A 22,745-nucleotide genomic window follows, 5' to 3' on the forward strand; every position below is an offset into this window, starting at 1 on the left:
GAAGACATCGCGGCCGGCTCCATCGCAGGCCTGTTCTCCCGTCGCGGGCCGGCTCCACTCACGCGGGTGACCTCCCACGCGAGAAGCCGATCGCGCGGGCAGCCATCGCTCCTCGCGCGGCGGGCCCTCGCGCGGCGGGTCTTCGCGCGGCGGGTCTTCGCGCGGCGGGTCTTCGCGCGGCGGGTCTTCGCGCGGCGGGTCTTCGCGCGGGCAGCCATCGCCGCTCGGGGGGTGAGGCTCCGCGCGCCCGCGCGGCCTCGCGCGTGGGTGGCCTTCGCGGGCGTGGGTGGCCTCTGCGGGCGTGGGTGGCCTCCGCGGGCGTGGGTGGCACTGGCGGGCGGATAAATGGCGGGCGTTCCGGGGGTGAGGGCTGACACGATTTCGGTATGGGGGAAGTGCCGTATCGCTGGGATCTGGTGACGCCTGATCAGCTCGGGTCGTTGCTGGGCGGCACCGTCGCGCCGGATCTGTGGTTTCTCGGCGAGCTGGTGGAGTGTGCGGGCAAGGTGCTTGCCCGCAGCGGGAACGGCGATCTGGTGTTCGTGGGGCGGTCGCTCGACTCGATGTTCGATCTGCTCGGCGGGGCCTTGGACGGTACCGGCGGGACGCGGAAGTTGGTGCGGCTGCCGTTCTCGTTCCAGCGGGCGGCGATCGGTGCCGGGAGGCGCTGGCGGCGGCGCCCGCTGACGGCCGGTGAGGTGGCGCATGCCCGGCATGTGCTGGGGACGCTCGGGATCACGCCCCGGTCGCTGGCCCGGCGGGATCGGCCGGTCACGTTCGTGGACGTGGTCAATGACGGGGGTACGTTCGGCGACCTGTTCGGGCTGCTGCACGACTGGATCGCCGAGGAGCGCGAGCCGTGGCCGGTGATCCGGCGCAAGGTGCGGTTCGCCGGGGTGACGGTGCGGCGGCATACGAGCCCGAACACGTGGCGGTGGCAGCAGCACGCGTCCTGGACCGGCAGGCTGCCGGCCCGCGCGGTGGTGAACGTGTCGATGCCGTTCCCGGTGTGGTCGTACTTCGGCGACCACCAGACGAAGCTGACCAGGTCGTATCGTCCCGACCAGTGGGTGGCGGAGCCGCCGGTCGACGGCGTGGTCGCGGCCCTGCTCGAGGCGACCGGGAACGGGCCGGGACCGCGGCGGGACGAGCGCACCCGGCAGGCGCTGGCCGAGGCGGCGGCGCTGGTGGCGTACGGCCGTACCCGGGAAGGGCGGCAGTCACTGGCCCGGGCGATCGCCGGTGAGCCGGCGCTGTCCGAGCCGTGGCTGCGAACTCTGGTGACCGATCTGAACAACCGTCCGGTGACCGATCTGAACGACCGTGCATGAACGGCCGGATCGTGGAGAACAGGGAAGCGGGGACGTGGGGAAGGGCGACAGGCCGCAGCCGGGCAGCGACTGCGGCCTGTCGGGTCTCCGATGGGATCAGGCGGCGGCGGGGACGTCCTCGGGCCAGGCCGTGCCCAGCTCGGTGAAGATGGCGCCGTTGTAGCCGAACGCGCGCTGCGCCTCGGCGAGGACGACCTCCAGCTGGTCCTCCGGAAGGTCCAGGGAGTCGAGTCGCCGGCGGTACGCCGTCTTGTACGCCTTCGCGTCCGGGATCCGGTCGAAGCGGTAGAAGCTCGTCGCCGCGCGGTCCAGCCCGTACTTCTCGGCGAGGGTCCGCCCGATCAGCTGGCCGCCGCTCAGGTCACCCAGGTAGCGGACGTAGTGGTGGGCCACGAAGTGCGCCGGGGAGGTGCGGCACACCTCGCGGAGACGGTCGGCGTAGCGCCGGGTCGCCTCCACCGGGACGACCGAGGACTCCCAGCCCGGGCCGAACAGGGCGGCCAGGTCGGATTCGAGGGCGGGCACCCGGTTCAGGGCCGGGTCGGCGAAGGGGCCGGCCACCGGGTCGTCGCGCATCGCCGCGGCGGCGGCCTCCAGCTCCCGGTAGATGATCAGGTACTGGGTGGTGAGCGAGGCGAAGCCCGCCACCGGGATGGTGCCCGCCATGAGACGGGAGATGAACGTCCTGGTCTCGGCCTCACGGTGTTCGACCATGGTGGCGCGGCGGATACGGGCTGCGAAACCGGTCATCTCGGCTCGTCCTTCCTGATCTGCGAAGCAGCCGGAATGCGCTGCGAGGCAACTGCGAGGAGCCGAGCGGCGGTGCTCAGCCAACACGGGGTGGAAGCCCTGCCGGACTTCCAGTATGCGGTCCTCATACGGCACCGGGGCGCCGTGCGCGGGCACGGCGGCGGACGAGCCGGAGGACCAGGTAGAGGAGGGCGGCGCCGAGCAACCCGACCAGCGCCCAGGGCCACGCCCAGACCCCGGTGCTGCGGGAGACGGCCGGCAGCCGCTGGTCGAACGACGCGGGCACGACGCTGACCTCGGCGGCGAGTCGCACCGTCGGCTGCACGCCAGTGATCTTCTCAGTGACGGTGACCGAACCGCCAGGGAGCAGTTCGGGTATCTCCATGGCGTCGGTACGGGCGAGCTCCCAGCCGAACGGCCCGTCCACCCGCACCGAGCCGACCCCGTCGAGGCGCAGGTTGCCGGTGTTGCGGACCAGGTACGTGACGGTCATGTCGCCGCCGTCCGCCGGGTTGGCCGACTGGCTGTACTCCAGCCGTACCGTATCGATCTTGATCTGGGGTGTGGCCACGCCCGCGACGGTGAGGTAGACGCGCGCCGCGATGCGGCGGTCCACCAGCACCTTCTGACCGTTCGCGTCGACCTGCTCCTCGGCGATCGAGGCGATCACTCCGCCGGCGTGGTCGCCGGGCGTCGCGTTGTCCGGGACCGTGATCGAGAACGGGACGTCGAGACGGGTGTTCGCGGGGACCGTGTACCGCTTCGCGCCGAGGCCGATCCAGGAGCCGATGTCGGTGGGCTGGTTCGCGGCGGCGAGCAGCGCGAACGAGCCGTCGTCGGTGGTGAACGCGTCGGTTCCGTACACGCTGAAGGTCTGTGGTTTCGCGGTGAGGTTCGTGATGCCGACGTAGTCGGTGATCCGCTCGCCGGGCGAAGCGCGCCGGATGATGAAGTCCCGCCCGTCGGGGCCCTTCGCGCTCGACGGCTGCACGGACCAGCGCACACCGGTGTCACCGGGAGCGGCCTGCGAAGCGGCCGAAGAAGCGACCCGAAGAGCGGCGGATGCCGGAGCTGGGGAGAGAGCCAGGGACGACACCACGACGACAGAGGCGGCCAGGACGGCCCGGACGAACATGTTGCTCCTTACGATGGGGCCGGGCCGGCCGGGAATAATTGCGGTATTCCCGGCCGGTTCCCCCGCCTGAGAAGAGATCAGGCGAGCGTCAGGGTGAGAACGGCGTTGTACTCACCGGCCGCGCTGGACTCGGGGATGCCGAGTTCGAGAGCGGCGCCACAGGTGGAACTGCCCAGGCTGCTGCCGGTCTCCGACTTGCAGAGGGTGCGGCTGCTGCCGAGGCCGGTGCCGGGCGCGACCGGGCTGCCGGCCGTCACCTTGCTGGACACGCCGGCGGCGTCGACGAGCGTGCTGTCGACCAACGCGGCGGTCGGCGTCCAGCCGAGGTTGGCCGCCGGGATCTTGCCGCCGCCGGTCGACGAGAAGTCGGTGACCTGGCCGACCAGGTCCCAGCCGGCGTTGGTGCCGCGCAGGTCGCTGACCGTGACGGCGTTGAGCGAGCCGGTCGCGGTCTGGCCCGGGGTCGCGGCGGAGAGCGCCACGTTCGAGCCGGCCGAGGTCAGCGTGAGCGCGCCGCCGGTGACCGCCGCCTTGATCGTCTGGGACGCGGAGCTGTTGCCCGGCTCCGGGTCCGTCGGATCGGTCGGGTCCGTCGGATCGGTCGGGTCCGTGGGGTCGGTCGGATCCGTGGGGTCGGTCCCTTCAGAAGAGGCCGACGCCGTCGCCGTGATCGGGTCCAGGGCGGTGCCGGCCGTGTAGAAGCCGGTGAACGCCGTCGCACCCGCGTCGGTGAGGGTGGACGCCAGCTTCGAGAACGAGATGGCGCCGTCGGTGACCGTCGGAGCGGTGGTCACCACCGAAGCGATCGCGGCCTGCTCCTGGTCCGACTGCACGACCCCGCCGTTGACGAGCTCCACATCGGCCTTCAGTTCGCCCGTGCCGTCACCGTCGACCACCAGGGTCGGGTTGGCCAGGGTGATCTGGAAGAAGTGCGCCGGGTACGAGAAGACGACAGTGCCCTGGTAGTTGACCGTCGCGGTGCCGGCGGCGGCGTCGTACGTGCCGCCCTTCGCCGCGAAGTCGAACGTGCCGTCGGTGTTGCGGGTCGCCCCGTCGCTCAGGGCGATCGGCGGGTTGCCGTTGCCGGTCCCGATGTACGCCCGGAACGACGCCTTGAAGCCCCAGTCCAGGCTGCCGCCGGCCACCTTGACCGAAGCCGCCTGGGCCGGGCTGATCCCGGTGAGCGCCGCGGCGGCTCCGATCGCGATCGCACCGGCGAACAGTGCGACCCGCTTCGGGCCTTCGGATGTGCCCATGCTCGTGTTCCTTCCGATAGGGCAGACGCTCGCGAGTTCGAGCGAAGTTAGGCTAGCCTCACCTAAACCCGTGATCAAAAGCAAGATCACTCAGGCTGGAAATCGCTGGAGGACTACGGTGCGCATCGGCCGGATAACCGCATTCGCGGTCCTGGCGCCGCTGATGGTGGCCGTGTCGGACACGCCCGCACAGGCCGCGAAACGGCTCACTGCTTCCCAGACGAAGGGCCTCGACCGGGCCGGCGAGACGATCACCGTGACCGGCCGGGGCTACGACGTCGAGAAGGGCATCTACGTCGCGTTCTGCCTGGACAACGGCGCGGGCGTGCTGCCCTCGCCGTGCGGTGGCGGCGCCGACATGTCGGGTGACTCCGGCGCATCCGTATGGATCTCCTCGAACCCGCCGTCCTATGCGGAGGGACTCACGAAGCCCTATGGAAAGGGCGGGTCCTTCAAAGTCACACTCAAAGTCAGCCAGATGATCGGCGACATCGACTGCGCGGTCCGCGGCTGCGCCATCGTGACCCGAAATGACCACACCCGCACCAATGATCGTTCGCAGGATGTCCGCATTCCGGTGAGATTCGCCCCGGCGAAGAGCGGACAGCCGGCCGCCACCGCGGCGCCCGCCGTGACGGGTGGGGTGACCTCCACCACCACGGCCAGGCCGAACGGCTCCAAGAAGCCCGCCGGACCGCCCACCGGACGCCTCGCCACGGCCGCTCCCCCGGCCGCCGCGGAGGAGACGACCGCCGTCGCGGCCGCGGAACCGATGTTGAGCCGCACCAGCACCGCCACCCCGCTGGGCCACTGGTGGGCGATCGGCGGCGCGTTCCTGGTGGGCGTCCTCGGCACCGCGATCGTCGGCCGGATGCGCCGCAGGAAGCAGGGAACCACCGCATGAGTACGAAGATCGCGATCCTCGCCGCCGCCCTGCTCCTGACGGCCGGTTGCACCTCGGTCAGCGAGCTCGGGCCGGAGGCCGAGGCCGCGCCGGGCAACGGCTGCGGCGTCACCACGGCGAAGCTCGCCGACGACGACATCACGCCGATCGGCGCCGCGCCGGCCCCGAAACTGCCGGTCACCGTGGACTCCGCCGACAAGCGGAAGGTCACCGTGAAGAGCGCCGACCGGATCCTCGCGGTCAACCTCTACGGCTCGCTCGGCGAGATCGTCTTCAGCCTCGGCCTGGGTGACCGGGTGGTCGGCCGGGACACCTCGACCACGTTCCCGGCCGCCGCGAAGCTCCCGCTGGTCACGCCGCAGGGACACGACCTGTCGGCCGAGGCGATCCTCAAGCTCAACCCGACCGTGCTGATCGCCGACGACAGCATCGGGCCGCCGACCGTCCTGAAGCAGATCCGCGAGGCCGGCATCCCCGTCGTGATCGTCGACGACACGCAGACCCTCGAGTCGGTGCCGGCGCACATCCGGGCCGTCGCCGGGGCGCTCGGCGTCCCCGAGGCCGGCGAGCGGCTGGTCACCCGGGTGCAGTCGGAGATCGGCGCGGCGCGCGCGACAGCGCCGAAGGACGGCACCCCGCCGCGGATCGCGTTCCTCTACGTCCGGGGCACGGCCGGCGTCTTCCTGATCGGCGGCGAGGACGCCGGATCCGACTCGATGATCGAGGCGATCGGCGCGGTGGACGCGGGCAGCGAGATCGGGCTCACGAAGTTCCGGCCGCTGACCAGCGAGGGGCTGATCAACGCGGCGCCGGACGTGATCCTCGTGATGACCGAGGGCCTCAACTCGGTGGACGGCGTGGACGGCCTGCTCAAGCTGCCCGGCGTGGCGCAGACGCCGGCCGGGATCAACAAGCGGATCGTCGACATGGACGACGGCATCCTGCTCAACTTCGGCGCGCGGACGGGCAAGGCCGTCGAGGCCCTCGCGAAGGCGGTCTACGGCCCGTGCAGCCAGTAGCCGAGAAGACGGTCGTCAGAACGTACAAGAAAGCGGGGTTGATCTCGGGCTTGAGCATCGGCCTCGTGATCATCTGCCTGGTGGCGGCGGGGAAGGGGCAGGTGCCGATCTCGCCGGCCGAGGTCGCCGGATCGCTGCTGCACCGGATCGGGCTGGACATCGGGCCGCTGCCCTCGGCGGTGCAGGGCGAGAACGCGCTGTGGCTCGTGCGGTTCCCGCGCGTCGTGCTCGCGGTGATCGTCGGGGCGTCGCTGGGCTGCGCCGGCGCCCTCATGCAGGGCGTCTTCGGCAATCCGCTGGCCGAGCCGGGCGTCGTCGGCGTCTCCTCCGGCGCGGCGGTGGGCGCGGCCGCGGCGATCGTCAGCGGCGTCACGATCTTCGGGGCCTGGAGCACCGCGGCCGCCGCCTTCGCCGGCGGCATCGTGACCACCCTTCTCGTGTACGCCATGTCGCGCGCCGGCGGTCGCACCGAAGTGGTGACGCTCGTGCTGACCGGTGTCGCCGTGAACGCGACCGCGGGCGCCCTGCTCGGCCTGCTGATGTTCCTGACCGACGACGACGGCGTGCGGGCCATCGCGTTCTGGCAGCTCGGCAGCCTCGCCCAGGCCACCTGGGGCGCCGTCGCGGTGGCCGGCCCCTGCATGATCGTCGGGCTCGCGGTGGCCGCCGCCTGCGCCCGGCGCCTCGACCTGCTGGCCCTCGGCGAACGTCCGGCCCGGCACCTCGGCGTCGACACCGAACGGCTGCGGATCACCGCGATCGTGGCGACCGCGCTGCTCACCGCGTCGGCAGTGGCGTTCACCGGGATCATCAGCTTCGTCGGGCTGGTCGTGCCGCACCTGATCCGGATGGTCGCCGGGCCCGGGCACCGGGTGCTGATCCCGGCGAGCGCGCTCGGCGGCGCGGTGATCGTGGTGACCGGTGACCTGATCGCCCGGACCGCCATCGACTATCAGGAACTACCGCTCGGGGTGCTCACCGCCGTGGTCGGCGGGCCGGCCTTCTTCTGGCTGCTGCGCCGCACCCGGGCCCGCGCCGGAGGCTGGGGATGAGAGCGACGGGGATCTCGGTCGAGCTGGGCGGCCGGCGGGTCGTCTCCGAAGTGGACCTGCACGTCGACCCGGGCGAGGTGGTGGCGCTCGTCGGGCCGAACGGCGCCGGGAAGTCGACGTTGCTGGCCGCCCTGGCAGGCGATATCGGATATTCCGGAGAAATCATCATCGGCGACCGCCCTCTTAGAGATCACAAGGCCGCCGAACTCGCCCGCCTGCGCTCGGTGCTGCCACAGAAGGCGACGCTGTCGTTCCCGTTCGAGGTGGGCGAGGTGATCCGGATGGGGCGGGCGCCCTGGGCCGGACGGCCGGAGGCCGCCGACGACGAGGCCGCCGTCGCCGAGGCGATGAAGTGGACCGAGACGACGGCGTTCGAGAACCGGCCGTTCCCGGCGCTGTCCGGTGGCGAGCAGGCCCGCGTGGCGCTCGCCCGGGTGCTGGCGCAGCGGACCCCGGTGCTGCTGCTCGACGAGCCGACAGCGGCCCTCGACCTGCGGCATCAGGAACTGGTCATGACGTCGGCGCGGTCCCGAGCCTCGGACGGCGCCGCCGTGGTGGTGGTCCTGCACGACCTGGGGCTGGCGGCGGCCTACGCGGATCGGGCGTATGTGCTGGCCGACGGCCGGGTGCGGTCGTGCGGGCCGCCCGCCGAGGTGTTCACCGGCGCGTTGCTGAGCGAGGTCTACCAGCACCGGGTGGAGGTGATCGAGCACCCGCGGACCGGTGCCCCGATGATCGTTCCGTATCGATAGCGCAACGGGGCAGCGCGACGGTACGGGACCGTCCTATCATCCCCGCATGAAGCGCATCCTCACGGTGGTGGGCGCCGCCCTGCTCATCGGCGGTCTTCTCGGTTCGCCGGCGCAGGCCGCCGCCACCGGAGTGGCCGCCGTCTCCGGCACCAAGGTGATCTACAAGGCCGGCAAGGCCAAGCAGAACAGGGTCGTCGTGACCCGGTCCGGCAACACGATCGTCGTCGACGACAAGGTCGCGGTGAAGCCGGGCAAGGGCTGCAAGAAGATCGACAAGACCACTGTCAGGTGTACGCCGAAGAAGGCGCCGACCCGGATCGGCGTCTACACGTACGACCGGAACGACTCGATCGTCAACAGGACCGGTCTCGGGATGACGGCCGACGGCGGCACCGGCAACGACTCGATCACCGGCGGCCCGCGCGGCGACACCCTGCGCGGCGGCGACGGCAAGGACCGGATCTGGGGCTCGGCCGGCAGCGACACGATCTACGGCGGCGACGGCAACGACTGGATCAAGGGCGGCGACGGCCACGACACCATCGAGGGTGACTACGGCAACGACGTGGCCTACGGCGAGAACGGCGACGACCGGCTGGGCGGCGGCTCCGGGAACGACCGGCTCAGCGGCGGCGCCGGCAACGACACCCTCGGCTGGGCCGACGGCGACTACCCCAAGGGCGAGTCCGACAGCGACGTCTTCTCCGGTGGCGCCGGGTGGGACGAGGTCTCCTACTTCATCTACGAGCACGCCGTGAAGGTGGACGCCGACGGGGTCGCCGACGACGGCAAGGCCGGCGAGAAGGACAACGTCAAGCCGGACGTCGAGCACATCCAGGGTGGACAGAAGAACGACCGCCTCTACGGCACGAGCCGGCGCGACGTGCTGGTCGGCGGGCCCGGCAACGACGTCATCAACGGATACGGCGGCGACGACGTCCTGGTCGGCGAGCTCGGCGCGGACGTGCTCGACGGCGGCGCCGGCAACGACGACCTGGTGGGCGACGACCCCTGGTTCGGCAAGCTCAGCGCCGACGTGCTGCGCGGCGGCTCCGGCCGGGACCGGGTGGACTACGCGAACTACACCAAACCGGTGACCGTCGACCTCGACGGCCGGGCCGACGACGGTCAGGCCGGCGAGAAGGACACCGTCGGCGCCGACGTCGAGGACATCATCGGCGGCAAGGCCGGCGACCGGCTGACCGGCAGCGCCGGCCCGAACGTCATCTGGGGCGACGGCGGCAACGACGTCATCCGCGGTGGCGCCGGCAACGACGTGCTGGACGGCGCGGACGGGCGCGACTCCCTCTACGGCGAGGCCGGCGACGACGACCTCAACGGCTGGGACTGGGACGGCTCGGACGAGGCCGACCGCCTCGACGGCGGCGCGAACGCCGACCTGTGCCGCCCGGCGCCGCTCGACACCGTGCTGAGCTGCGAGAAGACGGAGTGAACGTGAAGCGGTCAGCGCTGGGCATCGCCCTCCTCACCGGCCTGTCCACCACCCTGCTCGGCTCGCCCGCCCAGGCCGCCTCGACGGCGACCGCCTCGGTGTCCGGCCGGACGGTGAACTACGTCGCGGCGAAGGGCCAGCAGAACCGGGTCGTGGTGACGCGCACGGGCAACACCGTCACGATCGACGACGAATACAGGATCAAGGCCGGCAAGGGCTGCCGGGCGGTCAAGGGTGACAAGACCAAGGTCAGGTGCACCCCGAAGAAGGCGCCGACCGCCGTCAACGTGCACACCGGCACCCGGAACGACTCGATCGTCAACAGGGCCGGGATCCGCATGTACGCCACCGGTGGCAGCGGCAACGACAAGATCACCGGCGGCCCGAAGGGCGACCTGCTGATCGGCGGCACCGGCAACGACCGGATCTGGGGCGCCGGCGGCAACGACACCCTGGACGGGGAGGGCGGCCACGACCGGCTCAGCGGCGGCGACGGCAACGACAAGCTCTACGGCGGCTCCGGCAACGACGCGGCCGCCGGCGGCAACGGGAACGACGCGATCACCGGGGGCGCCGGCAACGACCGGCTCACCGGCGGGGCCGGGGACGACGTCGTCGGTGCCGAGGAGACCGACGTGAAGGGCGCGGACGCCGACTTCCTCTCCGGCGGGAGCGGCCGCGACTCGCTCGTCGCCTACGAGCACTACAAGCACGCGGTCCGGATCGACCCGGACGGGGTCGCCGACGACGGCAGGAGCGGCGAGAAGGACAACGTCCAGAACGACTTCGAGTCCCTCGCCGGCGGCCCTAAGAACGACCGGATCCAGGGCAGCGGCCGCGCCGAGTACATCGAGGGCGGCGCCGGGAACGACACCCTCCACGGGGGCGGCGGCGACGACATGATGGCGGGTCAGCGCGGCGCCGACGTGCTCGACGGCCAGGCCGGGAACGACGAGCTCATCGGTGACGAGCCGTGGCTCCACGCGGTCGCCGCGGACGTGCTGCGCGGCGGCGCCGGGACGGACCTGGTCAACTACTCGCAGTACACGAAGGCGGTCACGGTCGACCTCGACGGCGCGTCCGGCGACGACGGCCAGGCCGGCGAGAGGGACACCGTCGGCGCCGACGTCGAGAACGTCTACGGCGGCAGCGGGGACGACCGGCTCACCGGCAACGCCGCGCCGAACCACATCCTCGGCGGTTACGGCAAGGACGTGATCCGGGGCGGCGGCGGCAACGACGACCTGAGCGGCGACGCCGGCGACGACAGCATCTACGGCGAGGCCGGCGACGGCTACCTCGACGGCACCGACTGGGGCTCGTCCGCCGAGCCCGACCGCCTCGACGGCGGCGCGGCGGGCGACGACCTGTGCCGGCCGTGGCCCCAGGACGTCCAGGTCAGCTGCGAGCGGGTGGTTTGATCCAGAGCTTTTCGGTACGCGGGGCGCCCTTCTCCACCTTCGGCGGCTTGAGGGTGACCTGTCGCCAGCCTTCGAGGGCCTCGTTGTAGAGGTCGTTGTCGTAACCGCTGAGGACCGCGGGACCGGCATGGCGGCGGAGCACGTCGAGCATCTCGGCATGCTCCGCCGTGGTCATCTCCTGGCCGTACATCCGCTGGGTGCGCACCTCGGGCAGGTACGGCGGATCGGCGTAGATGAGGCAGTCGGCCGCCGAGAAGCGGCGCATCACCTCGACCGCCGGCCGGTTCTCGATCTCCGCCTCGGCCAGCCGCCAGGCCATCGCCCGCAGCTCGCCGGGCACCCGGCTCCAGCGGTCGGACATGCCCCGGGCGCGCTGCCGTACGCCCCGCGTCTTCCAGCCGGTCTTCTTGGCGAGATCACTGGCGTGGGCCTGCCAGACCCGGACGACGAACCGGCGCGCGTCCTCCAGGGGGTCGCCGGTGACCGCGTCGGAGATCGCGTACTCGTCCCGGGACCAGGGTGTCGCCTCGAGCGCCCAGCAGAGGTCCTCGGTGCGGTCGCGGAGCATCCGGAACAGGTTCACCACGGCGCCGTTGGTGTCGTTGATCAGCTCGTGGGGCGACGGTTCCTTGGTGAAGAAGACCGCGCCGCTGCCGAAGTACGGCTCGAGATAGTGGTAGTGGCTGTCGAACTGGGCGGCCACGAAACCGGCGATCGACCACTTGGCGCCGGGGTAACGCAACGCCGCTGACCTGCGCGTGAGCATCAGCGCCACCCCGGGCTGGCGGTATTGATATGGTGGACATGCACAGTTCTAGTGCGATAAAGCCTGGTGAAACTGGTTATGACCTTGTTTCACCCCATCGGGGGTTCCGGACCGCCAGCCGGGACCCCCGAAAACAAACCCGGGTTACTTGACCTTCACGGCGTCGGTGGCCGACGCGGTGGCCTTGGTGCCGGTGCCCGCGTAGGCGACCTTCCAGGTGCCGCTCTTGGTGGCGGTGAACTTCTTGCTGAAGACGCCCTTGCTGTTCGTCGTGGTGGTCGCCTTCAGGGTGTAGGACTTGGCGCCCGACTTCTTGAAGTAGATCTTCACCTTCGCGCCGGCCAGCACCTTGCCGTCGACCTTGAGGGTGCCCTTCGCGGTGATCTTCTTGCCCTTCTTCACCGGCTCGGGCGAGGCGTTCAGGGTCACCTTCGACGGCCGCTTGATGGTGAGCGGCTTGACGACGATGTTGGTGAGCTCGACCTTCTCGTTCTTGTCGACGGTGCCGCCGTAGAACGCGGCGCTGTACTTACCCGGCGCGTACTTGCCGCAGACCTGGAAGGCGCCCTTGTAGGTGTTCGAGGTGCCGACCCGGGTCAGCTCCTTGCTGGTGGTCGCGTCCTCGGCGGTGCCGGCGTAGAGGTCGACGCCGACGCCGCTGTAGAGCAGGCCGGCGGTCGGCAGCGGCGCGCTCAGCGTCGCCGTGGCGGTCACGTTGGTGCAGCCGGCCTTCTTGCTCAGCACGAAGGCGTTCTTGCTGAGCGAGGCCTTGGTGACCTTCACGGTGAGGGCGGCCTGCGCCGGGGCGGCCCCGATCAGGAGACCGGCGGCCGGAACGGTCGCGAGCAGCGCGGCGAGGGCACGGGCGCGTACAGATTTCATGGTGAATCCCAAGATCGAGAGGAGGGGCCGTCGGAGTATAGGACGGTACGGTTCCGACGCAACCTCATTGACCTGCGATACGGGTGTGAATCACAGTGGATCCGTGAAAGCGGCGATGACCGTGCTGACCGTCGCGGCGTTCCTGACCGTGCTGATAGACGTGGCGGGTGGCAGCGCTTCCGCCGCGTCGCTGATCCCGGCCGCGCTGTTCCTCGTCATGGCCACGTTCGGCTTCGGCGGGGTGGCCCGCCGCAGCGAGCGCTGGCACTACGCGTACGTCGTGGTCCTGTTCCTCGTGGGTTATGCGGTCTTCGTGGTCTCGGACGCCTCGCTCGGGGCGACCCTGCTGCTGGTCGTCCTGGTCAGCCAGACCGTGCTGTTGCTCCCGATCACCGCCGTCGCCGTGGTGGTCCTGCTGCTGCCGCTCTTCCACGCCGGGATGGCGCTCGACGAGGGCCTGCGCGAGGGGCTCGGCCTGCTCGCCGCGGCGATCTTCGCGGCCGTCGTGACCAAGCTCCTGGTGCGTGAGCAGGAGGCCCGTGCCGCGCTGGCCGAGGCGCACGAGCGGCTGCGGACCTACGCGATCGAGGTGGAGCGGCTCGCCGCCGTGCAGGAACGGAACCGGGTCGCGCGCGACATCCACGACGGCCTCGGGCACGCGCTCACCGTCGTACAGATGCAGATCAAGGCGGCCCGGGCCGTGCTCCCGCCGCACGCGGATCGCGCCGGCGAAATGCTCGCGAAGGCGCAGGACCAGGCCGAGGAGGCTCTGCGCGAGGTGCGCCGATCGGTGGGCGCGCTGCGTGAGCAGCGTCCGGCGGCGCCTCTCTCCGAGGCGTTGGGCACGCTGGCTGCCGAGACTTCCGCCGCGGGGGTGCCCACCGTGGTGGAGGTGCGGGGTACGGGCAGAGCACTGTCCCCGGAGACCGAGGAGTCGCTGTTCCGGGCGGCCCAGGAGGGGCTCACCAACGTACGCCGGCACGCCCGCGCCAGCCGTGCGGAGCTCTGCCTCGACTACTCGCGGCCCGCCCTCGTCCGCCTCGAGGTCCGCGACGACGGGGTCGGCGCCGAACCCGCACCCGGAGGATTCGGCCTGCTCGGGCTCCGGGAACGGGCCGCGCACCTGGGCGGCACGGTCACCCTCGAACCGGCGTCGGGCGGCGGATCGCTGCTGGTCATGGAGGTGCCCGGATGACAGCGGTACGCGTCCTGCTCGCCGACGACCAGGCGCTCTTCCGGGAGGCCCTGGCCGTGCTGCTCGGCGCGTCCGGCGGCGTCGAGGTGGTCGGCGAGGCCGCGGACGGCGCCGAGGCGCTGGACCGGGTCGCCGAGCTCCGGCCCGACGTGGTGCTGATGGACCTGCGCATGCCGGTGCTCGACGGGATCGCGGCGACCCGGCGAATCCGGGTCGAGCATCCGTCGGTGCGGGTGATCGCCCTGACCACGTTCGACGACGACGAGGACGTCTTCGCCGCGCTGCGCGCCGGGGCGGTCGGCTACCTGCTGAAGGACGTCTCGTCGGCGCGCCTGCTGGAGGCGGTCCAGGCGGCGGCCCGCGGCGAGTCGGTGCTGCAGCCGTCGGTGGCCGCCAAGGTCATCGCCCAGTTCACCAGGCTCTCCACTTCGGACACCGCGGCCGCGCCGGCGCCGCAGCCGCTCGTCGTGCCGCTGACCGATCGGGAGCTCGCGGTGCTGCGGCTGGTCTGCGCCGGGCGCAACAACCGGGAGATCGCCGGGGAGCTCTACCTCGCCGAGGGAACCGTGAAGAACCACGTCACGAGCGTTCTCGGCAAGCTCGGCGTGCGGGACCGGACCCAGGCCGCGCTGCGCGCCCAGGCGCTGGGACTGGTCACACCTGGATCATGACCCCTGACCGTGACCATCGGCACCCGACAGCGGGGAGCCCGGCCGCGATCCTCGGGTCATGAGACTTCGATTCGTCCTCCACTACGTCGAAATGGTCGTCGCGATGCTGGTCGGGATGGTCGCGCTCGCTCCACTGTGGGACTTCGTGTGGCCCGCGCACGACAGCCGCGCCGACGTGTCGGCCATGGTCATGGCGACGAACATGGCGATCGGGATGGCGATCTGGATGCGGATCCGGCGGCATTCCGGGCGGCACATCGTGGCGATGTGCGCCGCCATGTACGTGCCGTTCGTGGTGCTGCTGGTCCCGTACTGGATGGGGTTGATCTCCGGCGGGACGCTGATGACCCTCGGGCACATCCTGATGTTCCCGGCGATGCTCGTCCCTATGCTGCTTCCGCACGGGCACGGCGCTCGTCGTGCGGACGATTCAGCTCCCTCGCGAGCCCGATGATCCGGTCGGTCAGGGCCGCCGCCTCGGCGGTCCGGCCGGCCGCACGACACGTCGCGGCGTGCTCGTGCAGACAGTCGATCTCGATCTGCACCTCGGCCAGACCCTCCAGCAGCTCGGCAGCCCGCTCGTGGTGCACCAGCGCCTTCTCCGGATCACCCGAGGTCCGCAGGACCACACCGAGCTGGTTGTGACACCAGGCCCGGTGATGCCGGAGATCGTTCTCCTCGGCGATCCGCAGGGCCTCGTGGATCGGCGCCTCTTCGGCCTCGGCCAGCCCCAGCGTGACCAGGCCGGTGATCCTCGCCGGGCCGCCGGCCAGGGCCAGTGACTCGCGGGCCAGCTCGATCGCCTCGTCGCGCCGCCCCAGGCGCATCGTCACCCAGCCTTCGAAGGCGAGCGCCTGAGACCTGCCCGGCCCCTCCTTCGCCTCGCGGAAATGGTCCCGGGCCGCCTCGAAGTCGCCGAGGTCGCGCCGGGCGAGCCCGAGCCGCAGTTGAAGAGCCGGGCTGTTCGAGATCTCGACCGCTTTTTCGTACGCTGCCACGGCCTCGTTCACGCGTCCCGCGGCGGCCCTGGTCCAGCCGAGGTCGGAGAGGAGCTCGGCGCGGAGATCGTCACGGCCGAGCCGGCCCGCGGCGGCCTCGGCGGCCTCGAGCAGCCGGGCCTGTTCGTCGGTGCCCCGCCGGCGGAAGAACCAGACGCGCATGGTCCGCGGCAGCTCCGCGGTCACCTCGTCCATCCCGAGCCGGACCGCGGCGTCGACGGCCGCCACGAGGTTCGGGTATTCGCTGTCGAACCACGCCGGTTCGCTCTCCCGCGCCCGGTCGAGGTAGTGGGTCAGCACCCGGCGTACCGCGGCCTCCGCCAGCGGCTCCTCCTCGGCCGCCAGCTCGGCGGCGTACTGCCTGATCAGGTCGTGCATCCGGTAGCGGCCCGGCGCGATCTCCCGCAGCAGGTGGGCGTCGACGAGCTCCTCCAGCGCCTCGTCGGCCCGGGCCGGCCGCATGCCGGTGAGCGCGCCGGCCACGGCCGTGTCGAAGTCCGTGCCGGGCAGCACGCCGAGCAGCCGGAACGTGCGGCGCTGCACCGCGTCGAGCTGCCGCAGGGACATGCCGAAGACGGCGTCGAACCGGTTCGTGGCGTCGCGCATCCGCTCGGCCAGCACCGCGACCGTCCATCCTGGCCGATGCCGGAGCCGCGCGCCGGCCATCCGCAGGGCAAGCGGCAACCCGCCGCACTGCCGCAGCACCTGGTCGACGTCCTCGTCGCCGGCCGGCCCGGCGGCCCGGCTCTCCAGCCCGGCCGCCTTGCTGAACAGGCCGGCGGCGTCCTCGCCGTCGAGCGGTTCGAGCGAGACCGGCGGCACCCCGTCGAGGCTGACCAGGCGGTACCGGCTCGTGATCAGGACCGCGGACCGGCCGGCGCCGGGCAGCAGCGGGCGCACCTGCTCGGCGTCGGCCGCGTTGTCGAGCACGACGAGCGCCCGGCGGCGGGACAGCTCCGACCGCCAGAGCGCGGCCCGCTCGGTCAGGCTCACCGGCGGGTGCGTGACGTCGAGGGCGCCGAGCAGCCGGGCCAGCGCCGCCTGCGGTTCGAGGGGCTCCTGGCCCGGCGTGAAGCCCTGAAGGTCCAGGTAGAGGCCGCCGTCCGGGTAGGCCGGGGCGAGCCGGTGCGCCACGTGCACGGCCAGGCTCGTCTTGCCGACGCCGGCCATGCCGTCGAGAGCGGCCGCTCCGACCGTACGCAGAAGCTCCTCGACCGAAGTGGACTCCCGCTGCCGGCCGGTGAAGTCGAACAGGTCGGCCGGAAGATCGTTGCGCCGCGGCGGCGGGGCGGGACCGGCCTTCGAAGCCTCGGACCAGATCGCGCGCAGCGGCCGGGGATCGCGCCCGGCCGAGCGGCAGAGCGCCACCACGGCCTCCCACGGCGGGACGAGCTGCCCGTTCAGGTAGCGGGACAGCGACGAGCTGCTCAGGCCGGAGTCGCGGGCCAGGGCGCGCAGGCTGAGACCGCTCAGTTCCTTGATCCGGGTGAGCTGTTCGACCAGTTTCTCCTGCGGGCCGGGCACGTGGAACACCGTACCGTCCCGGCCCACGCATCCGGATCGCCCGACCTTTCCGCAGGTCACGATCGTTGCGGTGTCCCACGGTGTCCCACGGGCCGCGCATCGCGCCCCTCCGCGGTGGTCTTCTTCTCCCGTCAGCGACTTCTCCTGTCAGCGACGCGATGACCACGACCCGGTGCCGGATCAGGTGTGGGACGCCGCCGCCAAGCTCTGAAAGGGGTTCCACCATGACCACCAAGACCTACGACGGATTCACCGACGCCGAGCGCGACGCCATGAAGCAGCGCGCCAGGGAGCTGAAGGGCCGCCGCGGCGACGCCGAGCCCGAGGTGCTCGCGAAGATCGCCGAGATGGGCGACTTCGACCGGGCCATCGGCGAGCGGCTGCACCAGCTGATCAAGGAGCACGCGCCGGAGATGACCTCGAAGCTCTGGTACGGCATGCCGTCCTACGCCCGGAACGGCAGGACCGTCTGCTTCTTCCAGCCGAGCACGAAGTTCAAGACCCGGTACGCGATCCTCGGCTTCAGCGACGAGGCCCGGCTGGACGACGGGACGGTGTGGCCCACCTACTTCGCGATCGCCGCCCTCGACGACGCTGCCGAGGCGAAGATCGTCGCCCTGCTGGAGCAGGCGCTCAGCTGACCTTCCGCGTGGACGGGTCGTCGCCCTCGGGCGGCGGCCCGTCCTCCGTTGCGGGCTTCGTGTAGAGGATCTCGTGGGCCTGCTCGGCGGCCCGGATCATGCTCTCGCCGAGGAAGTCGAGGAAGCGGGCGATGCTCTCGAACCGCACGGCGGCCGGCGTGCCCGAGCCGAAGACGCCGACGCCCTGGCGCGCCAGCTTCGCCAGCTCGATGTTCGCCTTGGCGCTCTGGATCGAGGACTGGTACCACAGCTCGTTGTCGACGACGTAGCGCTCGCGGCGCCGCTCGTCGCGCTCCCGCCGGACCAGCTCCTGGCTCTCCAGGAACGCGACGGCCTTGGAGATCGACGCCGGGCTCACCTGCAGGCGCTGGACCAGCTCGGACGCCGAGAGGCTGCCGGTGTCGGTCATGTAGAGGCTGGCGAGCAGCCGGGACATCATCTTCGGCAGGCCGGACTGCATGAGGTACGTGGTGAACAGCTCCTCGTATTCCCGGACGGCCTCGGTGTCCCGCCCGTCGGCCGGCCGCGCCGCCTGCCCGCCCCGGGACGCGGTCTGGCCGCGGCGGTGGGCGCGCCGCTCGGTGGCCCGGTGGGCGAGGTCGGCGCGGTAGCCCGCCGGACCCCCGTTGCGCATCACCTCGCGGGTGATCGTCGAGGTAGGACGGTCGAGACGCCTGGCGATCTCCGCGTAGGCGAGGCCGTCGGCCACCCCCAGCGCGATCTGCTGGCGCTCCTGCTGCGTGAGCCTGCCTCCCGGCATCGCGGTCCCCTTCACTTGAGTGGCGTGCGTCGAGCATAGCGTTCACCTTCATTCCATTGCAACGTACGCATGATGGTCATTGCTTTGAATCTAGAACCATTGCAATGATTTCAGCGCGCTGAGCTGCTCTATCACTCGTTTAGAGCAACAAACTTGTTGCTCAATCCGTGAACGCAACGTAGCTTTTCCCATATCGGAAACAACGAGCACAGGAGAGAACAGTGAAGAGCTTCGACACCACCACCGCCGTCACCGCCATCCTCGAGATCGCCGCCGGCACCGTCCGGATCGTCGCCGCCGACCGGGCCGGCGCCACCGTCGAGGTCCTGCCGCTGGACGCCGCGAAGAGCCGCGACGTGAAGGCCGCCGAGCAGACCCGGGTCGCGTTCACCGACGGGGTCCTGCGGATCGAGACCACCGAGGCGAACCGGGTCCTCGGCCCGTCCGGCTCGGTCGACGTGACGGTCCGGCTGCCCGCCGGCTCGCGGGTCGAGACGAAGGTGGCGAGCGCCGAGTTCCGGGGTTCCGGGCCGCTCGGCGACCTGGTCTACGAGGGCGCGCACGGCGGCGTCCAGGTAGACGAGGCCGCGAGCGTCCGCGTCACCACCTCGGCCGGCGACGTCACGATCGGCCGGCTCGGCGGCTCCGCCGAGATCACCACGGCGCAGGGCGACATCCGGATCGCCGAGGCGGCCGGCGGCGACGTCGTCCTCCGCACCCAGGCCGGCTCGATCACGGTCGGCGCCGCCGCCGGTGTCTCGGCCGCCCTCGACGCCGGCACGGTGACCGGCCGCATCACGAACAGCCTCAAGAACGACGGCGACGTGCGGCTCACCATCCGCGCCACCACGACCGTCGGCGACATCGCCGCCCACAGCCTCTGACCTCCGAAGGAGTCACAGTCATGACCGCACCGGCCATCTCCGCCACCGGCCTCCGCAAGGCGTACGGCGACAAGGTAGTCCTCGACGGCGTCGATCTCTCCGTACCCGAAGGAACGATCTTCTCTCTCCTCGGCCCGAACGGGGCCGGCAAGACCACCGCCGTGAAGATCCTCTCCACCCTGATCTCCGCGGACGCCGGCAGCGTCCGGGTCGGCGGTCACGACCTGGCCGCCGACCCCCGGGCGGTACGCCGCACGATCGGCGTCACCGGCCAGTTCTCGGCCGTCGACGGGCTGATCACCGGCGAGGAGAACATGCTGCTCATGGCGGACCTCAACCACCTGTCCGCCGCCGAGGGCCGCCGGGTCACCGCCGAGCTGCTGGAACGCTTCGACCTGGTGGAGGCCGCGAAGAAACCCGCCTCGACCTACTCGGGCGGCATGAAGCGCCGGCTCGACATCGCGATGACCCTGGTCGGCAGCCCGCGGGTGATCTTCCTGGACGAGCCGACCACCGGGCTCGACCCGCGCAGCCGGCACAACATGTGGCAGATCATCCGGGAGCTCGTCGCGGACGGCGTCACGGTCTTCCTCACCACCCAGTACCTGGAGGAGGCCGACGAACTCGCCGACCGGATCGCCGTCCTGCACGACGGCCGGATCGTCGCCGAGGGCACCGCCGGCGAACTGAAGCGGCTGGTCCCGGGCGGGCACGTCCGGCTCCGCTTCCACGACCCGGTCGCCTATCGGAACGCGCTGGCCGCGCTGCCGGCCGCGACCGGCGACGACGACTCGCTCTCCGTGCAGATCCCGAGCGGCGGCAGCCAGCGGGACCTGCGCTCGATCCTCGACATCCTCGCCTCGGCGGCCATCGACGCCGACGAGCTGACCGTGCACACGCCCGACCTCGACGACGTCTTCTTCGCCCTTACTCAGCCTTCGGAGGTTTCCCGATGAGCACCATGTCCCTCGCCGTCCGCGACTCGTCCACGATGCTCCGCCGCAATCTCCTCCACGCGCGCCGGTATCCGTCGCTCACACTGAACCTGCTGCTCACACCGATCATGCTGTTGTTGCTCTTCGTCTACATATTCGGCGACGCCCTCGGCGCGGGGCTCGGCGGCGGGCGGGCCGAGTACATCGCGTACATCGTCCCGGGCCTGCTCCTGATGACCGTCGGCAGCACGGTGATCGGCACCGCGGTCTCGGTCGCCAACGACATGAACGAGGGCATCATCGCCCGCTTCCGGACGATGGCCATCCACCGCGGCTCGGTGCTGGTCGGGCACGTGATCGGCAGCGTCATCCAGTCGGTCCTGAGCGTCGTCCTGGTCGGCGCCGTGGCGGTGGCGATCGGGTTCCGGTCCGTCGACGCGACGGCCCTCGACTGGCTCGCGGCGTTCGGCCTGCTCGTGCTCTTCGCCCTGGCCCTCACCTGGATCGCCGTCGGGATGGGCCTGGTCAGCCCGAACGCCGAGGCGGCCAGCAACAACGCGATGCCGCTGATCCTGCTGCCGCTGATCTCCAGCGCGTTCGTGCCGATCGAGTCGATGCCCGGCTGGTTCCAGCCGATCGCCGAGTACCAGCCGTTCACGCCGGCCATCGAGACCCTGCGGGGGCTGCTGCTCGGCGGCGAGATCGGGCACAACGGCTGGCTCACGGTGGCCTGGAGCGTCGGGCTGGCGGTGCTCGGCTACTTCTGGGCGACCGCGAAGTTCAACAGCGACCCGAAGTAGCTCCCATGGAGAAGGCCGCCACCCGCGGGTGGCGGCCTTTCGCCGTGCTCAGGCGGTGACCCTCCACAGGCGGGCCTTGTCGTCCTCGCCCGCGGTGATCAGGCGCTTGCCGTTCGGGCTGATCCGCAGCGCCCAGACCGCGCCCTCGTGGGCGGTCAGCGGCTTCCCGGCGGCCGTGCCGGTCGCCGTGTCCCAGAGCCGCACGGTCCCGTCGTCGCCGCCGGTGGCCAGCCACTTCCCGCCCGGGGCGAACCGCATGGCACGCACCGGCCCGGTGTGCCCGGCGAGCGGCGGGGTGGCCGGCAGCCGGGTCGCCGTGTTCCACAGCTGCACGGTGTTGTCGCCGCCCGAGGAGGTGGCGAGCAGCTTCCGGCCCATCGCGAACGTGAGGGCGTAGACCGGACCGGTGCTCGTCACGATCGGCTCACCCGCGGGCCTGCCGTTCATGCCGTTCCACAGCCGTACGACGTTGCTGCCGCCGGACACCGCCAGCACCTTCCCGTCCGGGCTGAAGCTCAGCGCGTGCACCGGGCCGGGGCTCGCCACGAGCGCCGGCCCGACGGCCCGGCCGGAGTGCGTGAGCCACAGCCGCACGGTGTTGTCCTCGCCGGCGCCGGCCGTCGCGATCCGGTCGCCGTCCGGGCTGAACACCACCGACCGGACCGCGCCGGGGTGCCCCTTCAGGGTGCGCAGCAGGTCCCCGGTCGTGACGTCCCAGACCCGGGCCGTACCGTCGTCGCCGGCCGTGGCCATCAGCTGGCCGGCGGAGCTGAACGCGACCGAGCGCACCGCACCGGCATGACCGCTCAGCGGCGGGCCGGACTGTTCCCCGGTGACCGGGTCCCAGAGCGAGATCCCGCGGTCGGCCGCGACCGCCAGCAGCTTGCCGTCGGAGCTGAACGCGATCGCGTTGATGTGGCCGGTCTCGGTCGCGAGCGAGGGGCCGCCCTTCCGCCCGGTTGACGTCTTCCACAGCCGGACCTTGCCGTCGCCCTCGCCGGCCTTGTCGCCCTTATCGGATTTGTCGGACTTGTCGCCCGGGTAGCTCACCGTGGCGAACACCTTGCCGTCCGGGCGAACGGCGATGAGCCCATCCGCACCCGGCAGAAGACGGCGGGCACTGGCGGTCAGATCCCGACCGGCCCCGGCGGCCGACACGGCCCGCGCGACCTGCGCCTGCCTCGCGGCAGCGGCGGGCGCGACCTGGGCGGACCGCACCTGGCTCGCGGCAGCGGCGGGCGCGGTCTGCGCCTGGCTCACCTCAGCGGCCTGCGCGGCCTGCGGGCCGGTGAAGGCGGTGAGTCCGACCATCCCGGCCAGGGCCACGACGACGACACGGCGTGTGTAGCGATCTTCCTTGGTAGTCACTCCGGCACGGTATCCACCATTTGCGCACGTTTTTCGGCTTCTTCCCGACCGTTCATCCGGCCGAGGCCCTCGCGGACAGCGGCATGGAGCGACGACCACCGTTTCGCCCCCGCGCGATTCATGCTTGTCGGCGCCATTTCAAAAACATTATTCACGTACGACCTGAGCAGCCGTGAACGTGAAATCGACTCCATTTCTCTGACCGAGCCGGAAACGGTCGACCGACCGTACCCCTCGCCATCCCCCGA

At 71.4% G+C, this 22,745-nt stretch carries 22 protein-coding genes; 14 read left to right on the top strand and 8 right to left on the bottom strand.

Annotated elements, in window-relative coordinates; all coding sequences use genetic code 11:
• Positions 1–386 precede the first annotated feature (386 nt).
• Positions 387–1,331 carry a hypothetical protein gene (locus tag AB0G10_RS23835; RefSeq protein WP_360925580.1) on the top strand — a complete coding sequence of 315 codons (945 nt, stop codon included), beginning with the start codon at positions 387–389 and terminating at the stop codon, positions 1,329–1,331.
• A gap of 96 nt (positions 1,332–1,427) precedes the next feature.
• Here the strand turns inward: AB0G10_RS23835 and AB0G10_RS23840 are convergent, their stop codons facing one another.
• The 3 genes from AB0G10_RS23840 to AB0G10_RS23850 form a co-directional block, all read right to left on the bottom strand.
• Positions 1,428–2,081, bottom strand: a complete 654-nt coding sequence (locus tag AB0G10_RS23840; protein WP_360925583.1) for a biliverdin-producing heme oxygenase — start codon at positions 2,079–2,081, stop codon at positions 1,428–1,430.
• Between the two features lie 124 nt (positions 2,082–2,205).
• A complete protein-coding gene (locus AB0G10_RS23845) occupies positions 2,206–3,216 on the bottom strand; it encodes a DUF916 domain-containing protein (protein ID WP_360925586.1) in 1,011 nt (336 codons plus the stop codon).
• Positions 3,217–3,293: 77 nt separating this feature from the next.
• On the bottom strand, positions 3,294–4,472 hold the full coding sequence (locus AB0G10_RS23850) for an HtaA domain-containing protein (protein WP_360925588.1): 1,179 nt from the start codon (positions 4,470–4,472) through the stop codon (positions 3,294–3,296).
• Between AB0G10_RS23850 and AB0G10_RS23855 the strand changes: the two genes are divergently transcribed.
• Genes AB0G10_RS23855 through AB0G10_RS23880 form a run of 6 tightly spaced genes read left to right on the top strand, consistent with a single transcriptional unit; the run spans position 4,471 to position 11,073 of the window.
• The gene (locus AB0G10_RS23855; protein WP_360925591.1) at positions 4,471–5,376 is read left to right on the top strand and encodes a hypothetical protein; all 906 of its coding nucleotides are present in this window, start codon (positions 4,471–4,473) and stop codon (positions 5,374–5,376) included. The two genes, AB0G10_RS23850 and AB0G10_RS23855, sit on opposite strands and share 2 nt — an antisense overlap.
• Positions 5,373–6,395, top strand: a complete 1,023-nt coding sequence (locus AB0G10_RS23860) for an ABC transporter substrate-binding protein (RefSeq protein ID WP_360925593.1) — start codon at positions 5,373–5,375, stop codon at positions 6,393–6,395. The genes AB0G10_RS23855 and AB0G10_RS23860 overlap by 4 nt, the downstream gene beginning before the upstream one ends.
• A gap of 50 nt (positions 6,396–6,445) precedes the next feature.
• Complete coding sequence (locus AB0G10_RS23865) at positions 6,446–7,447, top strand: iron ABC transporter permease (RefSeq protein ID WP_360925596.1); 1,002 nt, start codon at positions 6,446–6,448, stop codon at positions 7,445–7,447.
• Entirely contained in the window at positions 7,444–8,199 is a 756-nt protein-coding gene (locus AB0G10_RS23870) for a heme ABC transporter ATP-binding protein (protein WP_360925599.1), read from the top strand. Before AB0G10_RS23865 ends, AB0G10_RS23870 begins: the two co-directional genes overlap by 4 nt.
• A gap of 46 nt (positions 8,200–8,245) precedes the next feature.
• Positions 8,246–9,652, top strand: a complete 1,407-nt coding sequence (locus AB0G10_RS23875) for a calcium-binding protein (protein WP_360925602.1) — start codon at positions 8,246–8,248, stop codon at positions 9,650–9,652.
• 2 nt (positions 9,653–9,654) lie between these two features.
• The gene (locus tag AB0G10_RS23880; RefSeq protein ID WP_360925604.1) at positions 9,655–11,073 is read left to right on the top strand and encodes a calcium-binding protein; all 1,419 of its coding nucleotides are present in this window, start codon (positions 9,655–9,657) and stop codon (positions 11,071–11,073) included.
• Here the strand turns inward: AB0G10_RS23880 and AB0G10_RS23885 are convergent.
• Together AB0G10_RS23885 and AB0G10_RS23890 are read right to left on the bottom strand one after the other, a co-directional pair.
• Positions 11,051–11,839 (bottom strand): DNA adenine methylase, encoded by a 789-nt coding sequence (locus AB0G10_RS23885; protein ID WP_360925607.1) that lies wholly within the window; start codon positions 11,837–11,839, stop codon positions 11,051–11,053. The two genes, AB0G10_RS23880 and AB0G10_RS23885, sit on opposite strands and share 23 nt — an antisense overlap.
• 144 nt (positions 11,840–11,983) lie before the next feature.
• A complete protein-coding gene (locus AB0G10_RS23890) occupies positions 11,984–12,721 on the bottom strand; it encodes a hypothetical protein (RefSeq protein ID WP_360925610.1) in 738 nt (245 codons plus the stop codon).
• A gap of 103 nt (positions 12,722–12,824) precedes the next feature.
• On the opposite strand from AB0G10_RS23890, the gene AB0G10_RS23895 reads away from it, so the two are divergent.
• From AB0G10_RS23895 to AB0G10_RS23905, 3 genes are read left to right on the top strand one after another with little or no spacing between them, the layout of a single operon-like run.
• Positions 12,825–13,916, top strand: a complete 1,092-nt coding sequence (locus tag AB0G10_RS23895) for a sensor histidine kinase (protein ID WP_360925613.1) — start codon at positions 12,825–12,827, stop codon at positions 13,914–13,916.
• Positions 13,913–14,587 carry a response regulator transcription factor gene (locus tag AB0G10_RS23900; protein WP_360925616.1) on the top strand — a complete coding sequence of 225 codons (675 nt, stop codon included), beginning with the start codon at positions 13,913–13,915 and terminating at the stop codon, positions 14,585–14,587. Before AB0G10_RS23895 ends, AB0G10_RS23900 begins: the two co-directional genes overlap by 4 nt.
• Before the next feature lie 58 nt (positions 14,588–14,645).
• The gene (locus tag AB0G10_RS23905) at positions 14,646–15,041 is read left to right on the top strand and encodes a hypothetical protein (RefSeq protein ID WP_360925618.1); all 396 of its coding nucleotides are present in this window, start codon (positions 14,646–14,648) and stop codon (positions 15,039–15,041) included.
• Here AB0G10_RS23905 and AB0G10_RS23910 read toward each other — a convergent pair.
• Positions 14,974–17,109, bottom strand: coding sequence for a helix-turn-helix domain-containing protein (locus tag AB0G10_RS23910; RefSeq protein ID WP_360925621.1), 2,136 nt, complete (start codon positions 17,107–17,109; stop codon positions 14,974–14,976). The two genes, AB0G10_RS23905 and AB0G10_RS23910, sit on opposite strands and share 68 nt — an antisense overlap.
• A gap of 224 nt (positions 17,110–17,333) precedes the next feature.
• Here AB0G10_RS23910 and AB0G10_RS23915 point away from each other — a divergent pair, with 224 nt between their 5' ends.
• On the top strand, positions 17,334–17,750 hold the full coding sequence (locus tag AB0G10_RS23915) for a DUF1801 domain-containing protein (protein WP_360925624.1): 417 nt from the start codon (positions 17,334–17,336) through the stop codon (positions 17,748–17,750).
• On the opposite strand, the gene AB0G10_RS23920 is transcribed toward AB0G10_RS23915, so the two are convergent.
• A complete protein-coding gene (locus tag AB0G10_RS23920) occupies positions 17,743–18,510 on the bottom strand; it encodes a helix-turn-helix domain-containing protein (RefSeq protein WP_360925627.1) in 768 nt (255 codons plus the stop codon). The two genes, AB0G10_RS23915 and AB0G10_RS23920, sit on opposite strands and share 8 nt — an antisense overlap.
• Before the next feature lie 221 nt (positions 18,511–18,731).
• On the opposite strand from AB0G10_RS23920, the gene AB0G10_RS23925 reads away from it, so the two are divergent.
• From AB0G10_RS23925 to AB0G10_RS23935, 3 genes are read left to right on the top strand one after another with little or no spacing between them, the layout of a single operon-like run.
• A complete protein-coding gene (locus tag AB0G10_RS23925) occupies positions 18,732–19,394 on the top strand; it encodes a DUF4097 family beta strand repeat-containing protein (protein ID WP_360925630.1) in 663 nt (220 codons plus the stop codon).
• A 20-nt stretch (positions 19,395–19,414) separates the two neighbouring features.
• Positions 19,415–20,350, top strand: coding sequence for an ATP-binding cassette domain-containing protein (locus tag AB0G10_RS23930; protein ID WP_360925633.1), 936 nt, complete (start codon positions 19,415–19,417; stop codon positions 20,348–20,350).
• Positions 20,347–21,129 carry an ABC transporter permease gene (locus tag AB0G10_RS23935; RefSeq protein ID WP_360925635.1) on the top strand — a complete coding sequence of 261 codons (783 nt, stop codon included), beginning with the start codon at positions 20,347–20,349 and terminating at the stop codon, positions 21,127–21,129. The genes AB0G10_RS23930 and AB0G10_RS23935 overlap by 4 nt, the downstream gene beginning before the upstream one ends.
• A gap of 48 nt (positions 21,130–21,177) precedes the next feature.
• Here AB0G10_RS23935 and AB0G10_RS23940 read toward each other — a convergent pair whose 3' ends face one another.
• Entirely contained in the window at positions 21,178–22,497 is a 1,320-nt protein-coding gene (locus AB0G10_RS23940) for a WD40 repeat domain-containing protein (protein ID WP_360925638.1), read from the bottom strand.
• Positions 22,498–22,745 lie beyond the last annotated feature (248 nt).

The organism is Actinoplanes sp. NPDC023714 (assembly GCF_040639855.1).
Classification (GTDB): Bacteria; Actinomycetota; Actinomycetes; order Mycobacteriales; family Micromonosporaceae; genus Actinoplanes.